Source organism: Nostoc sp. (genome assembly GCF_036917355.1).
Taxonomy (GTDB): Bacteria; Cyanobacteriota; Cyanobacteriia; order Cyanobacteriales; family Nostocaceae; genus Nostoc.
Genome location: NZ_JBALDP010000037.1, coordinates 16,120 through 31,013, shown reverse-complemented (window position 1 = coordinate 31,013; position 14,894 = coordinate 16,120). Strand labels below are relative to the sequence as shown.

Sequence of the window (14,894 nt, the reverse complement as noted above, 5' to 3'; positions counted from 1 at the left end):
GGTGTCAATTTAAATCGAAATTTTTGTAATAAGGTTGTATCGACTTATCGCCCAATTTGAGCAAGGAAGCAATTCTTACTGAGAGCAGATGCTACTAGAAGCGATTGAGTTTATACTTTAGCGAGATTTTTGCAAGTATCTCGCTTGTTATACTTACAGTAGTTTTATTTTGGATGAAATACAAAGCTACGGGTTTTAAAGCAGGAGGTAGAAATTTTTTATATCTGATGCGTGAGTCCTGCATTTTGTACCTCAGTTACTTGCAAACTACTGTATTTATACTCTTTTTTGCTAATTCCTAAAAAAATGAGCAAATCGGAAATAATAACTAACAATCAGGTGTGAACTTTACTGGAATCAGTTCGTCGATGATTTTTGTTAGCAAAAAGAGTGAATTTGAAGGAGTCAGACACTGAAAGGCTTTGAATTCAAAGGTGTTGAAAAACTTATTGGCCCAATAGCCGCGCTTCTCGGCTTTGTATATTTGTTGCAATGGTATATTGGAGACTTGCGATCGCCTTCCGATCCCATCTTTGAAAATAAACAGCCGCCTTTAGTGATGAAAGAGGGCGACCCTTATATCCGCGCTTTAATGCGAACCATCTCGGCAAGTGAGGCTAGTGGAAACCGTCCCTATTCGCTGTTATACGGTGGACAGCAAGTTAACGACCTTAGCCGACATCCTGAGATATGCGTCACAATTGTCACAGGCCCCAATACAGGTAATTGTTCTACTGCTGCTGGCAGATATCAAATTATCAACATTACTTGGTATCGTTTAGCTCCTCGTTATCACCCAAAGCCGACGCAGATGATGTTTTGGACTGCTTATAGTTTTGAAGCAGAATATCAAGATGTAGTAGTTTACCGTTGGTTAAATGATTCTAAAGTTTGGGGAACTAATATTTCTCAACTGTTGCGTCAGGGAAAGTTAAATGATGTTTTGCGGCGACTCTCTCCTACCTGGACAAGTTTGGGATATGGCATAGAAACTAATTCTGTTAGTAACTCTTTGCCCAAGGTTTATCAAAAAATGTTGCAAGAGGAATTAACCGCAGCAAAACAACCAATAGCCCCGAATTTGCCACCATCTCCAACTCCTTCTAGCAAGGCAGTAAAAAAGTAGTAAGGTTATCCTAATTTTTAACTTGCTACGGACAAAAACTTTTTGATATTTTCCACAAATGCCAAGGTATTTTCAAAGTGGATATTGTGTCCAGCATTACTAATTATTTTTATCTGAGTAAATTCACAGATTTTAGCCATTTCTGTATTAATAGATATAAATTTTTGATCGTATTCACCGACTAGTAAAAGCATAGGAATTGTATTGCATTCTAGTTTTTCCCATAAAGAAGGTTGACATCCAGTACCCATAAAACGCAGTGATTTATCTAATTCCTGTGGATTGTTCTGCAATCGGCTTTCTACCATGCGATCGTATTCTGGATGATTTTTTATATAACCAAAAATTGGTTGATTGTACCAATTTGACAAAAAAGCAGCAAAATCAGTTTGAATAATGCTTCTGCTTAATTTTCTAGCTATTTGAGCATCACGCCTAACTCGTTCTAATCGTTCTACTTCTATTGCTAAACCTGGGGAGGCTGATTCTAATGCAACTTTAATAAAATGTTCGGGGAAATATAAAGTTAAGTATAAAGCTAATCTTCCGCCCATCGAATAACCAATTAAGTGGCATTTATCTATTTTTAATTTATCCAATAAATTGATTATTCCTTGAGCAACGGATTCCATTTTATAGTATTCATAATCTCCTAAAACTTCAGTTTTACCATGTCCTGGTAAGTCAAGTGTGAGATAAGAAAAATCCTCAGATAGCAACTTTATGGCTTCATCAAATTCATGAATATTTCCTATAAAGCCGTGCAAAAAAATAATTATAGGTTTGTTATCATTTCTATTTAGACAATAGTTAAAATTATACTTTTTTAGAGTCATTAATATATATAAATTCCAAAATGGTCTATTTGATAGTTACAAGTGGAGCCAAGCATAATTTTTTTATAAGATAAGATAAGATAAAACTAATTTATTTCAGATGTTTTTGCCTCGTTAGTGTAATAAGGAATAATTGCATCATTTTTAGGGAAAATTTTATAAATAAAGTATAAAAGAAAGGGAATAGAAATAGTTAGCAGAAAAACTCGTTGATTTAATAACGGTTGTATGTAAACTTGATACTCTTTCACCGAAATAAATGCACTTCTTTCAATTGCTGATGTGTTGAAATAATCTACGACATTTAAAATTGTAACAATAGTGTTATAGAAAAAATGAAAAAGCATTGATGTTATTAAAGATCGGGTTTTAAAATATAAAATTGAGGATAGAGTACCCATGATGAATAACGGAATAATATCAAATCTAAAATGTAAAATTGCGAATAGCAAAGATGAAGTTAAAATTCCCGATTTTACCGCCCATTTAACTGCCCATTTTTGCAAAATTATTCCCCTAAAAAAGAATTCTTCTATGATTGGAGCTAAGAGCATAGCTGAAAAGCTCCAGAGGATCATTTCTAAAATATTAGTAAAGTCTTTTTCATTAATATAACTTTCTACATATTTTGGAAAGACAAATGATAAGTTGTATAATATTAAGGTATTAGATCCTTTTGCAAAAGCAAACTCTATAGCAATAATAACTGTAACCAATTTTAAATTAACATAATTTTTATAACCAATAATTTTATTAAACTTTAACCCTGCTTTCTGCAAAGTTTTTAATAATATAAATACCCAAAAAAGGCTATAGGCTATAGTTAATAAATTAAGAATAGTTAGATTTTTTATTATATCGGCAAAATTCAAATTATTGAATGAATAAAATAGTCCTAATATAGACCAAAATAAAACGGGTAGGGCAATGAGCCAAGATAGGAATAACTCTGGAATATTAATTTTATTCCAGGGTTCATTTACCAAGCTTTCATCTTGTAAAGAAGCTATATTTCCCTTTGAAGGAATAAGTAATAAAATTGATAAGCCAAGCAAACTTAATAACCCTAGCCATCCCCATTTATACGAATACCCTTTACTTTTACTGTAGATATAACATCCTTTAATAAAAAATACATATCCTACTAGGAAAAACACTACGATTAAAACAGCTATCAATATACTCAAATTAGGAAATAAACTATTTAAATATCTCTTAAATAATCCAAGAATAATCAAGGGGAAAAATTTTAAAGCAAGTCCCAGCAAAATTTGATTGATAGCTTTTTCTTTGTTTTTATTTTCCATAAATTATTCTCAAGTAATAACTTCGCTTAAATAAAAGTTTGATAACTACGTGTATTTAGCTACTTGATAGATAGGTAACACCAAAATCTGCCTACCATAATACACTTTAAAGCGTATAATGTAACACTGTGCAATTGTTTTGGAACTGCCCAGACCATTAGCTATAAATATAAAACACTTGTATTAATTTTGGCATAAATAACCCTTTGCCTGAGTTAATACACCAAATATTGCTTCTCTACAAAATGTCTTGTAGTGTTAGTTAATTTATGATTTTTCTAATTCTTAAGGTAAAAATCGATCTAAAGCAGCCTTTAACTGTTTAATTTCAACGTCAATATTACCCTCTTGTGCGGCTCTACCAATACACTCAGTTAAATGTTCATCCAAAACAATTCGCGCTACCTTATCCAATGCGCCCCGCACTGCGGCAATTTGCAGTAAAACATCAGGACAAGGGCTATTTTGCTGCACCATTGTTTTAATACCACGAACATGTCCTTCTATACGCGATAATCTATTGGCAATTCGCCGTAATGACTCTTCGCTATGGACGTGAGGATGAGCCGACTCTCCAGTTCCATGAGTCCGATCTGTATGCTCGTGGTCTGTATCGTGATAGTCGGAATGTTCTGCTTGCTGGGATGTTGGCAAGGATTCCTTACCTAATCGGTTTGATCCATTCATGGGCTACCAAAAGGCTTGTATTACTAAGATCCTAGTTTAGTACTCGACCAACCCAAAATTTCTGGGTGAAGGTGGGTTCCATTCACCCTAACTTTACTACTGACGATTGGCTTTTTCTTGAGGAATAATCTCCGTTACTACCCTACCGCTAGAACTGCCACCTTTGACAACAATATTTTCTGTTTGCAGATTCCCAACTGCTGTTTCACCCACAAAATTTAATGGTGGGTCAACTTGCCGATAAATAACATTTCCCTGAGCTTCAACTAACTTATTATCTAAATACCAAGTTAGTGTATTGGATCTTAGAGACTGGCGACGCTGACCAACGGCGTTGACGTTACCTTTTAAGTAAACGGTTTTTTGCGGTATTTTCATTTCGCCTTGATTAGCTGTCACTGTGACATTTTCAGCACGCTGGAACATGCGCGTAGGTGAGTTTGTAGTGACAGTTTCTGCATTCATGTTCCAGGTCATAGAATTACTAGATATTTGCATTGGTGGGTCTAGTAAGTCTAGTTGAGCATTTTTTTGAACAGTGGCAATTTTTGTTTTTAAGTTGACTTCGGCAGAATTTCCCTTGCCGCGATCGCTAATTTTATTATCTTTGTAGCGGTCAATTTCTAGGGGGCGATCGCCAATCAGTTTTTCTTCTTTAATATTCCAGATTAAATGTTCAGTTCTCACTTGCATCTGGGGATCTATAGAATTTGCTACCACTCCTCCAGAAAATTCCATCCGCTGTTCGCGGGTTTTTACTCGCACTTCCTGCGCTACTGCTTGTAGTTTTTTATGAGTGCCGTTAATCTTGTTACGAACAATCAACAAATCTTCTTTAGGACGCCATTCTAATTCATTACCTTGCAACACAATTCCATTACTAGGATCTGTGGCAAATATCTTACCCTTTAGAAACAACTGCTTCCCATCTTGTTCAATGTCTGCTACATCTGCCTTGATTTGGTAAACAATTTTGCCATCTTGATATAGTTCACCATAAGGACTTTCAGCCTGACCAATTTGTTTTTCTTTGGTGTATTTTGCGGTTTTAGCCCTGACTTTCCAAATTGGTCTTCCCACTTCATCTGCTTGTTCTAGGGTGACATCAAAGAAAGTCAAATTGCTATCTTTGTTAGATGAATCCGCAGTATTTTGTTGCGAAGCTAGGGGGGATTTGCCTCCACAAGCGACTAAACCAAATACCAAGAAAAAAGTCAAAGGTAAAATAAGAAAGGAGGGAGTGGGGAAGAAATTTTGAATTTTTCTCTTTTCCCATCTCCCTCTTTTATGAAATTGATACGCCATTATTCTTGGATTTCTAGGTGTCCATCACTAGTTCTGGGGTCTTCCAAAAAACCGATACCAGATAACGGCCGGTATGGATAACTTTGGCGAGGGTTCTTTTGAATATCTTCTTTGATCGCTTCTAAATCAATGTAGCGATCGCTTACATTAATTAAGCTGTCGCTGGTCATCGAACGCAAGCTCACAACTTCTACCCGCACGCCACGATAGCTGACTGAATTGACCGCATAAGCTAAATCTCCATCACCGCTGACTAAAACTGCGGTATCATAAGAATCTACTAACGCCATCATGTCTACTGCTATTTCTACATCCAGGTTAGCTTTTTTAGACCCATCTGGTAGCTGGACTAAATCCTTAGCAATGACTCGATAGCCATTGCGACGCATCCACAGCAGAAACCCTTGTTGCTTCTCGTTTGTCCGATCTACGCCAGTATAGAAAAAAGAACGCAGTAATCTAGAACCTCCTGTTAATCGACATAATAGCTTCGTGTAATCTATTTCAATACCTAGTTGCAGTGCAGCGTAAAATAAATTTGAGCCATCAATAAATATGGCAACTCTACCTCGATTCTCCAAAACCTGTTCTGGCGTAAAGATTGAATCATTTTCCAAATTATTCAACATCATTGTGATACCTCAATTTTTATCCCTGTTATTTTTGATACAAATTACCAACTTTTAGATGCTAGTCACAGCGGCTTATGATAATGTTCCGCGGCTAATTTAAATTAAGCCACGATAAATTTTGTGAGAAAATAAAAAAATTGAACAAAATCAGAGTTTGATAAGGACTAATCGTTTTTCGGGAGTTCTATTCGCTGAAAAACAGGTTGGTGTTTACCTAACTGTTGTTTGCTCGATAGTAGTCCCCATGTAGCATGGGTGGCAAAAGGAGCATTAACTGAACTTTGTATTCGATCGTTAAAGTTTATTCCAAAGCCCAGTTGCTGATAAATATCGCTACTGATGTTCGGAATAATTGGGGATAGCAGATAAGCTGCCAGTCTAACCGATTCTAGAACTGCGTAGAGAACCTTTTCCACCGACTCCTGCTGTCCTTGTTTATATAATGACCAAGGAGCCTGTTCATCAATAAACTTATTACTGGCTTGCGCCAATGAAAGTATGGCCACGCAGGCTTGACTGAAAGCTAGCTCTTGGTATGCTTGTTTTACTTGTTCCCCTAGACGTAAACCAATTGCTTTCAAAGGATTTTCGTCAGGAATCCCTTCATTGCCGATTGATGGGACATTATTCTCAGCACAGTACTTTTTCACCATGCTCAAAGTGCGATTGAGCAAATTACCTAAATCATTTGCCAAATCTGCATTCAGAACATTAATGAACCTAACTTCATTAAAATCTCCATCCTTACCAAATTCGATTTCCTTAAGGAAGTAATAACGAACGGCATCACTACCATAGCTCTTAACTAATGCCACAGGATCGAGGGTGTTACCCAGACTTTTGCCCATCTTCTGCCCGTCTTTTGTCAAAAAGCCATGCCCAAAGACTTTCTCTGGCAAGGGTAAGCCTGCTGACAACAGCATTGCTGGCCAGTAAACTGCATGAAAGCGCAGAATATCTTTACCAATTAGGTGCAGGTTGATTGGCCACCATGTTTCTAACGCATTTGCTAAAGTCGGTTCTGCATCTGGTTCTAGTAATGCTGTGACATAACCTAGCAGCGCATCAAACCAGACATAGAGAGTGTGCTTGGGATCGACTGGTACGGGAAAACCCCAATCTAAATTCACTCGTGAAATGGAAAAGTCTTGCAGTCCTTGATTGACAAAGCTGAGGACTTCGTTGCGCCGACTTTCTGGTTGAATAAAATCCGGTTTAGATTGATAAAATTCTGTCAGCTTAGTTTGATATTTGGATAAGCGGAAAAAATAGTTTTGTTCGTCTCGCCACTCCACTTCTTTGTTAGTATGAATTGGGCAACGGTGTCCTTCTAGCAGATCCCGTTCTTCTTTGAATTCTTCGCAGGATACGCAGTACCAGCCTTGTTGTTGTCCTTGGTAAATATCACCAGATTCCCAGACTCGCTCAAAGAATTCTTTCACGATCGCTTGATGATGAGGCGCAGTAGTCCGACTAAAGCGATCGTATTGAATATCTAATAATTGCCATAAACTCACGAAACTAGGGACAATTTCATCACAAAACTCTTGTGGTGCTTTGCCTAAACTTTCTGCCGATCGCTGAATTTTTTGCCCATGTTCATCTGTACCTGTAATTAGTAATACTTGATATCCCAGTAATCTCTGAAATCGCGCCAATACATCGGCTGCGATCGTCGTGTAAGCACTGCCTATATGGGGGACATCGTTTACATAATATAGGGGTGTGGTAAGTGCAAATGTCTTTTTTGTTTTATTCACTAGATTCATGCAAAATAAAAATTAACTTATTAAAACGTTTTATCTCTTAGCTTTTGGCGGCAAAACCACGCAATTATACAATATTATTCCTATTTTTTCCAATGACATCTTCATACTAGCAAATTTATCAAGTCCACAATTGTTTTGTAATATGCATCAATCAAACTCATTTTTACCTAAAAAATGGAAATTAACTAATCATAATTTTTTCGAATAGTTTATATTAGATATTATTGTGATCGAGAATACATAATCGAGAATACAGAAAATCTAATTACTTTTGTAGATTAGATATTTCTATCTTAAGACGGTCATGGCAATAGTAAAGAAATGTAAAAATAAAATTAAGACGAATTGCCATATTTACCGGAAAATATATTGATTAGGTATGAGTGGAAATAGCCCCCTAGAGATTTCTCGCGCTTTGGTGGCGGCATTCTCAACGCAAATGTTCCGCTATTACGAAGACCGCATTCCGCAGGATGCGAGCGTCTTGGTAGTCAGCAATCACCGCAGCTTTATGGATGCACTGATTTTAATGGCAGCGTTATCGAGTCCGATTCGCTTTGCCTGCCATCACTACATGGGACAAGTTCCAGTCATGCGGGAGATTGTCACCGGTCAATTGGGGTGTTTTCCTTTAGAAGAAACTCAAAACCGCCAGCAAAGCTTTTTTTCGCAATCACAGGTGCTATTGCAGTCCAAGCAGATGGTGGGAGTATTTCCAGAAGGGACTGCACCAATGGTGAAATTTACTCAGCCAAACCAGGTGGGTGAGTTTCAGCGGGGATTTGCCCATTTGGCATTACGAGCGAATGTGCAGGATTTAGCTATTTTGCCGATCGCGATCGCTTCCTTAGAAGAAGTAAACACCAATGGCTTTCCATTAAGACTTTTAAGTGTATTTGACCCTTCAGAACCTTTATTTAATCAAAATGGTTGGCATCCCTTGGTAATTTATCGTCGAGTTGCGGTGTTAATCGGTCGTCCTTATTGGATTACGCCCCAACATCATAAAAAATATCATGGCAAACACGCCAGAACTGTTGTGGCTGAACTGACAGAACACTGTCAGGGCGAAATTAGCAATTTACTGCGTCAAGGTTGCTATTAGAGTTATTCGATTTTGGACTTCGGCTCCTTTCGACTTCTCTACGAGACGCTACGCGTTAGCGGAGCTTTCGCTTTAGCGATACGCTCAAGGCAAGCCGCTCAGTCGAACAATTTTGGATTGTCTGCACAACCTTGAGTAGCTTGTTCCGAGACTTTTTTGTTTTTGCTCAAAAGTACCGAAGCTCACAAAAGCAACAATTCGCAGTCCAAAAGTTTTATACCATTGACCAATGACCAATGACTAATGACTAATGACCAATGACTATCACAGAAGTTGAGCTAAACCCTTGTTTTCTGACTCCTAAACGAGTACAGCCAGAGTATCCGCTATTGGTATATTTGCCAGGAATGGATGGAACTGGTCAACTATTGCGATCGCAAACCGCAGGATTAGAAACTGGCTTTGATGTGCGCTCTTTGGCACTCCCCCGGAAAGACCTTAACACTTGGGATGCCCTCACTAAAAGTGTATTGGACTTGATCGACGCCGAATTGGAAAAAAGCTCTCAGAGGTCAGTTTACTTGTGTGGTGAGTCCTTTGGTGGTTGCTTGGCAATGAAAGTGGCAATCCAAGCACCCCATTTATTTAAGAGAATCATCCTAATTAACCCAGCTTCGTCCTTTCATCTTCGCCCTTGGTTAAGTTGGGCATCCCAGTTAACTTACTTAGTGCCAACAGGATTATATGATATTGGCGCACTAGGCTTGTTGCCATTTTTAGCATCTTTGTCACGCATTTCTCGGAGCGATCGCCACGATTTACTAAAAACGATGCGTTCTGTCCCAGCAGAAACCGTTCTTTGGCGGTTGTCTTTACTGCGAGAGTTTGATATTGATGAGGAAAAGTTAAGGCGTTTAACTCAACCAGTTTTGTTGATTGCCGGTGCTAGCGATCGCCTTTTGCCTTCTGTAAGCGAAGTCAACCGGATAGGGAAAATCTTACCAAATAACAAGATTGTAGTGTTGCCCAATTGCGGACACGCTTGCTTACTAGAGCAAGATACTAATCTCTATGAAATTCTTAAAGATAACGACTTTTTAGAAAGTAAAGCTGATAAAGGTACGGGACTAGAGGTGAGAGGATAAGGTGAGGGGCGATCGCTGTTTTTCCAAAATGAGTAAGTTTGCTCTCAAAAGCGCACTTGTTAGGTAGCCTTACATCTTGAGGCTAAGTAATACACTTTGCTAAATAGTTATTTCCTCTTCTATCATCTTATGAAAACGAGCAACAAAGTCGAAAGCTGCTTCGTTGTCAACTTCTATCCAATAGTCACGCTGTTTAAGCGGTAATTCAAGAAATACCTTCAAGGTATAATATTCGTCTTCTTCAGGATTCAAGACAAGGTAATGCGTAGCAGCTAAACTGTGAAATTTTTGATGAGAGATTTCTTTTATAGTGAACTGCTCTGAGTGTGATGAAAAAATGTGCTGGAGTGTTTCCTTGGCTTCCTCTGTTGTATCGGAAGATGGGACGATAAATGTATATTTTATTCCACGCCCTATATTTTTCTGCACCACTTGTTTGACACAGGTATTCTGTAAATCTTGGTAGGGGGAAGGAGTAACGACCCAAATTGACTTGCAATCAGTATTTACCTCAATTTTATTAAGTTCGCCTGGAGTGTATAACCATTTATACCCAGTTTCAGTTTCACCCTCTTCACTATCCTCAACTTTATCTAATGCTTCCTTAAGTTCGTGCCACCAAACATCAAATGTTTTTCTGAGAATTTCATGCTCCAACCTTCTCTCAATACCCAACTTCTTGTTGATGCTGGATAGTAAATTGAATACATCTTCTTTTTCGTAAACTGTGGATTGAAACTGTGACAGAGGCCCTTGTAGTTCAGAAGGATCGACACGAAAGAGAAATGGTGACAAAAATGAGCGATCGATAGACTTTGATAATGCTCCTGCTTCAAAGTTTAGCCAAGGTGCTCTAATGTTATAGGGTGTTAAACAGATAATGCCAAATTCTGTATCTTCAAGCTCTTTAGCAAGCACATCACCCCAACGTTCACCTTTGTTAATATCTCCAGAAGAGACAAAAGGGTTAACAGCCTGTATTACATAAGGCAGCCAGTCACGTAACACACTAGCAACCTTGTGGCTCATTTTACCAGACCAACTTATAAACACTTTCATACGAAGACTCGAACGGATAATAGCTAAAATTCAACTAGTTTGTTTTATTAAGCTTTCTGAACTTATTACAAATACAAAACCGATTTAAGATTTTTCGTATCTGTTATACAAATTTGTTTCGTAGGGCTAATAGGCACGTAACATTCATACGGAGCAATATAGATAATAATATAGGAATCCGGTTTGATTGCTGAAATAACTTGCGTAGGTAGGCAATAGGCAATAGGCAATAGGCAATAGGCAAGAGAATTTCAGAAGATTAAGGTGTACCGAATTTTTTTCAAAAATAAAATATGAGTCCTATATTGCCTTACGAGCTTCCCTAAAAGCATAACCAGAATTATTGATCTAGTTTATCTAGAAATTGTACTTGTCGGGAGATGTCAAGCTCCTCATACTTTCGCTACAAGTTTAAAGAGAGAGGCTTTACAAGATGGTGTCAAGCAATGGCAGACAAATCGCAAGAAATACAGGTGAATAAATTAGTTAATTCATCCACACAAACTTCAGAAGTAAAAATTCAGGCTCAATCATCAGTAGAAAATGAACCGTCTGTATTAGAGTCTTTTGTTAAAACTGTTATTCAGACTGGCCAAGCAGTTTTAGATACAGCAGTAGGGGCGGGAGAAGCGACGGCAAAAGAAACACACAAGTTAATTGAGCAAACAACTCAAACCAGCGGTCAGGTTGTGAATCGCCTCAGCGAAAATTGGCTGATTAGAAAACTATCTGGAGTGTTAAATCTTAATTGGCTCATTAATGATACTAACCTTGTTGACTTAGAACAAGCAGAAGCGGCGGTAAACAAGCTCAAAAAACAGTATCCAAATGAATCATCTAGCCAGATTGCTCACCGAATCATGGTGGAAAAAGCAACTCAAGCAGCCACAGTTGGACTAGCCACTAGTTTTTTGCCAGGAATAGCAGTGGCATTGTTGGCAATTGATTTAACAGCCACAACAAAATTGCAGTCAGAAATGCTTTATCAAATTGCATCTGTCTACGGACTAGATTTAAAAGATCCTGCCCGTAAAGGTGAAATTTTAGCAATTTTTGGGTTGGCTTTGGGTGGAGGGCGTTTGTTGAAAGCTGCGGGGTTAGGCTTGCTGCGAAATGTGCCCTTGGCGGGTGCAGTTATTGGAGCTAGTTCCAATGCGACGATGATCTATTCTTTGGGGTATGCTGCTTGTAGATTTTACGAAACCAAGCTGGATGAATCTACTTCTCTGGCATCGCCACAGACATTGGCAACATTAAAAGCCGAAAGTGAAAAGTATCTAGAAAGTGCGATCGCTCAAGAAGCCGTCATGGATCAAATCTTAGTTCACATGATTTTGGCTAGCCATCCAGATAAGACTTTGGAAGAAATTTTGCCAGAATTACAAGCTGTAAAACTCAGTCCTACCTCGTTGGATGCCATTGCCCAAAATATTAAATCACCTAAGTCTTTAGATATACTGCTCAATCAGCTGAATCGTGATTTTGCTATACCCTTGCTTGTTCAGTGTAAAAAAATTGCCCAGCTTGACAATAAGACTACACCACTTGAGCAAGAAATAATAGCAGCGATCGCCAGAAAATTTAACATTGATACAACAATAGGGGCATAGGGAATGTGACTTTTCACGGCATCTGGAAAACCTCTCTCTAAATCTCTCTCCTAAAAGGAGAGAGACTTTGAATTTTCCCCCTTCCCGACACGGGAAGGAGGTTAGGGGGTTAGGTTTTTAGTGGACTTTTCCACGTAACACGAAAAGTCAGGTAAAAGAATGGAGATTACAGCTTCATTAACGAGGATCAAAGACTCGTTAACGGAGTTCTGAGGTAGATTAATGAGTATCAAAGACTCGTTAACGGAGTTCTGAGGTGGATTAATGAGTATCAAAGACTCGTTAACGGAGTTCTGAGGTGGATTAATGAGTATCAAAGACTCGTTAACGGAGTTCTGATGTGGATTAACGAGGATCAAAGACTCATTAACGGAGTTCTGAGGTGGATTAACGAGTATCAAAGACTCGTTAACGGAGTTCTGAGGTGGATTAACGAGGATCAAAGACTCGTTAATGAGTGCGATTTATACTAATTCGTTAACTTATACTTACCGCTCCCTACTCCCCCATGCCCAATACTTCTCTACGAGAGGCTGCATTTCGACTACGCTCAGTGACCACGCCAACGACTACGCTCAGTACAAGTGCCTAATGCCCCATACCCAATACCCACTCCCCTCACCATGAAACCATAATTTTGAGCAATACTGGTACAAGAAGGAATATTTACACAAAATCCCAAAATGACAATTCAACCTAGTGATAAGCCTTTACTAGAGTGGGCAGGCGATAGTTTGGCAATTGGATTATTTGAAGATGCAGTAGAGTTAACCGGAGAACTAGCTACTTTAGATCAAAAGTTTTCTGGGGTATTAAAAGAACTGATTGCCGAAGAAGAATTTAAAGGTAAAGCCAATAGCACTATTTTCACCCGTGTAAATGCTGGTAGCCCAGTGCGGAAATTGATTTTGGTAGGTTTAGGTAAACCAGATGCACTAAAACTAGATACTCTGCGCCGTGCTGCTGCGGCTGTAGCCAGGGTAGGAAAAAAGCAAAAAAGCAAAATTTTGGGTTTTAGTTTTCCATTGTGGAACAACGATCCAGCAGCGAGTGCCCAAGCGATCGCAGAAGGTGTGGAATTAGCACTTTACCAAGATATTCGCTTTAAATCAGAACCAGAAGATAAAGGTTCACAAATAGAAAGTATAGATTTACTGGGTTTCGGTGGACAAGAAGCTGCCATTACCCGCGCCAATCAAATTGTTTCTGGGGTAAATTTGGCACGGCAATTAGTCGCAGCACCAGCCAACGCAGTCACGCCAATTACTTTAGCGGAAACTGCTCAAGCGATCGCCAAGGAATACGGTTTACAACTAGAAATTCTGGAACGAGAAGATTGTGAAAAGTTGGGTATGGGCGCATTTTTGGGAGTAGCCCTAGCTTCCGATTTGCCACCGAAATTCATTCACCTAACTTACAAGCCAGAAGGTACACCCAAAAAGAAATTAGCAATTATTGGTAAAGGGTTAACCTTCGACTCCGGCGGACTCAACATTAAAGGTGCTGGTAGCGGCATCGAAACCATGAAAATTGATATGGGCGGTGCAGCTGCCACCTTGGGTGCAGCCAAAGCAATTGCTCAAATTAAGCCAGATTCGGAAGTTCACTTCATCTCAGCAGCGACCGAAAACATGATTAGCGGTCACGCCATGCACCCTGGAGACATTCTCACAGCATCAAATGGCAAAACAATCGAAGTCAACAACACTGACGCAGAAGGACGTTTGACCTTAGCAGATGCCTTGGTGTATGCCGACAAACTGGGCTTAGATGCGATCGTTGATTTAGCCACCCTGACTGGTGCTAATGTGATTGCCTTGGGTGAGGATATTGCTGGTTTGTACACTCCCGATGAAGGTGTTGCTTCCCAAATCGAAAAAGCTGCGGAAAGTTCAGGGGAAAAGATTTGGCGGATGCCAATGGAAGAAAAATATTTTGAAGGGTTAAAGTCTGGGATAGCGGACATGAAAAATACAGGGCCGCGTCCAGGTGGTGCAATTACCGCTGCCCTTTTCCTCAAGCAATTTGTCAAACAAACCCCTTGGGCGCACATAGATATTGCTGGCCCAGTGTGGACAGATAAAGAAAATGGCTACAACAGCGCAGGGGCAACTGGCTACGGCGTTCGGACACTAGTTGATTGGGTGCTGGGAAGCGGGGAATAAGGAGTAGGACAGGGGAGCAGGGGGGCAGGGGAGTAGGGAGCAAGAAAGAGGTTGCAGTCAGTTTCGCCCCTTTGCACTTCTGTCCCTCTACCCAATGCCCTACTCCCTACTCCAGAACAATTCGTGCTATCTTGAGCTTGCCAGTAAAAATTGTTGCAATAGTAACAGAATTAATTTGGCGGTCAGAAAATTAAGCTTTTTCGGGCAT

General features: G+C 39.2%; 12 protein-coding genes. 5 read left to right on the top strand and 7 right to left on the bottom strand.

Translation table 11 applies throughout. The features are described 5' to 3' along the window. Nucleotides 1-487 precede the first annotated feature (487 nt). On the top strand, nt 488-1,126 hold the full coding sequence (locus tag V7K53_RS10805) for a glycoside hydrolase family 24 protein (RefSeq protein ID WP_335197510.1): 639 nt from the start codon (nt 488-490) through the stop codon (nt 1,124-1,126). Between the two features lie 17 nt (nt 1,127-1,143). Here the strand turns inward: V7K53_RS10805 and menH are convergent, their stop codons facing one another. From menH to metG, 6 genes are all read right to left on the bottom strand, one after another. Next, nucleotides 1,144-1,962: a 2-succinyl-6-hydroxy-2,4-cyclohexadiene-1-carboxylate synthase gene (gene menH, locus V7K53_RS10800; protein ID WP_335197509.1), complete on the bottom strand. Its 819-nt coding sequence runs from the start codon at nt 1,960-1,962 to the stop codon at nt 1,144-1,146. An 86-nt stretch (nt 1,963-2,048) separates the two neighbouring features. Next, the gene (locus V7K53_RS10795) at nt 2,049-3,269 is read right to left on the bottom strand and encodes a CPBP family intramembrane glutamic endopeptidase (protein WP_335197508.1); all 1,221 of its coding nucleotides are present in this window, start codon (nt 3,267-3,269) and stop codon (nt 2,049-2,051) included. A gap of 285 nt (nt 3,270-3,554) precedes the next feature. Continuing rightward, nucleotides 3,555-3,956, bottom strand: coding sequence for a metal-sensitive transcriptional regulator (locus V7K53_RS10790; RefSeq protein ID WP_335197507.1), 402 nt, complete (start codon nt 3,954-3,956; stop codon nt 3,555-3,557). A 96-nt stretch (nt 3,957-4,052) separates the two neighbouring features. Then, complete coding sequence (gene lptC / locus V7K53_RS10785; protein ID WP_335197506.1) at nt 4,053-5,261, bottom strand: LPS export ABC transporter periplasmic protein LptC; 1,209 nt, start codon at nt 5,259-5,261, stop codon at nt 4,053-4,055. Continuing rightward, on the bottom strand, nt 5,261-5,890 hold the full coding sequence (locus tag V7K53_RS10780; RefSeq protein ID WP_229548002.1) for a LabA-like NYN domain-containing protein: 630 nt from the start codon (nt 5,888-5,890) through the stop codon (nt 5,261-5,263). The genes lptC and V7K53_RS10780 overlap by 1 nt, the downstream gene beginning before the upstream one ends. 167 nt (nt 5,891-6,057) lie before the next feature. Continuing rightward, nucleotides 6,058-7,662: a methionine--tRNA ligase gene (metG, locus tag V7K53_RS10775; RefSeq protein ID WP_335197505.1), complete on the bottom strand. Its 1,605-nt coding sequence runs from the start codon at nt 7,660-7,662 to the stop codon at nt 6,058-6,060. Nucleotides 7,663-8,041: 379 nt separating this feature from the next. On the opposite strand from metG, the gene V7K53_RS10770 reads away from it, so the two are divergent. Then, nucleotides 8,042-8,767, top strand: a complete 726-nt coding sequence (locus tag V7K53_RS10770; protein WP_335197503.1) for a lysophospholipid acyltransferase family protein — start codon at nt 8,042-8,044, stop codon at nt 8,765-8,767. A gap of 257 nt (nt 8,768-9,024) precedes the next feature. After that, nucleotides 9,025-9,852, top strand: coding sequence for an alpha/beta fold hydrolase (locus V7K53_RS10765; protein WP_335197502.1), 828 nt, complete (start codon nt 9,025-9,027; stop codon nt 9,850-9,852). Nucleotides 9,853-9,951: 99 nt separating this feature from the next. Here V7K53_RS10765 and V7K53_RS10760 read toward each other — a convergent pair whose 3' ends face one another. Then, entirely contained in the window at nt 9,952-10,911 is a 960-nt protein-coding gene (locus V7K53_RS10760; protein ID WP_335197501.1) for a hypothetical protein, read from the bottom strand. Nucleotides 10,912-11,357: 446 nt separating this feature from the next. Between V7K53_RS10760 and V7K53_RS10755 the strand changes: the two genes are divergently transcribed. Together V7K53_RS10755 and V7K53_RS10750 are read left to right on the top strand one after the other, a co-directional pair. After that, entirely contained in the window at nt 11,358-12,521 is a 1,164-nt protein-coding gene (locus V7K53_RS10755) for an EcsC family protein (RefSeq protein WP_335197500.1), read from the top strand. Between the two features lie 683 nt (nt 12,522-13,204). Beyond that, the gene (locus V7K53_RS10750; protein ID WP_335197499.1) at nt 13,205-14,686 is read left to right on the top strand and encodes a leucyl aminopeptidase; all 1,482 of its coding nucleotides are present in this window, start codon (nt 13,205-13,207) and stop codon (nt 14,684-14,686) included. Nucleotides 14,687-14,894: the final 208 nt, after the last annotated feature.

Bases quoted from the DNA above. Each gene is read 5' to 3' on its own strand.
- V7K53_RS10755 (WP_335197500.1), top strand. From the start codon at position 11,358: ATGGCAGACAAATCGCAAGAAATACAGGTGAATAAATTAGTTAATTCA.
- V7K53_RS10790 (WP_335197507.1), bottom strand. From the start codon at position 3,956: ATGAATGGATCAAACCGATTAGGTAAGGAATCCTTGCCAACATCCCAG.
- V7K53_RS10760 (WP_335197501.1), bottom strand. From the start codon at position 10,911: ATGAAAGTGTTTATAAGTTGGTCTGGTAAAATGAGCCACAAGGTTGCT.
- V7K53_RS10765 (WP_335197502.1), top strand. From the start codon at position 9,025: ATGACTATCACAGAAGTTGAGCTAAACCCTTGTTTTCTGACTCCTAAA.
- lptC (WP_335197506.1), bottom strand. From the start codon at position 5,261: ATGGCGTATCAATTTCATAAAAGAGGGAGATGGGAAAAGAGAAAAATT.
- metG (WP_335197505.1), bottom strand. From the start codon at position 7,662: ATGAATCTAGTGAATAAAACAAAAAAGACATTTGCACTTACCACACCC.
- menH (WP_335197509.1), bottom strand. From the start codon at position 1,962: ATGACTCTAAAAAAGTATAATTTTAACTATTGTCTAAATAGAAATGAT.
- V7K53_RS10750 (WP_335197499.1), top strand. From the start codon at position 13,205: ATGACAATTCAACCTAGTGATAAGCCTTTACTAGAGTGGGCAGGCGAT.
- V7K53_RS10795 (WP_335197508.1), bottom strand. From the start codon at position 3,269: ATGGAAAATAAAAACAAAGAAAAAGCTATCAATCAAATTTTGCTGGGA.
- V7K53_RS10770 (WP_335197503.1), top strand. From the start codon at position 8,042: ATGAGTGGAAATAGCCCCCTAGAGATTTCTCGCGCTTTGGTGGCGGCA.
- V7K53_RS10780 (WP_229548002.1), bottom strand. From the start codon at position 5,890: ATGTTGAATAATTTGGAAAATGATTCAATCTTTACGCCAGAACAGGTT.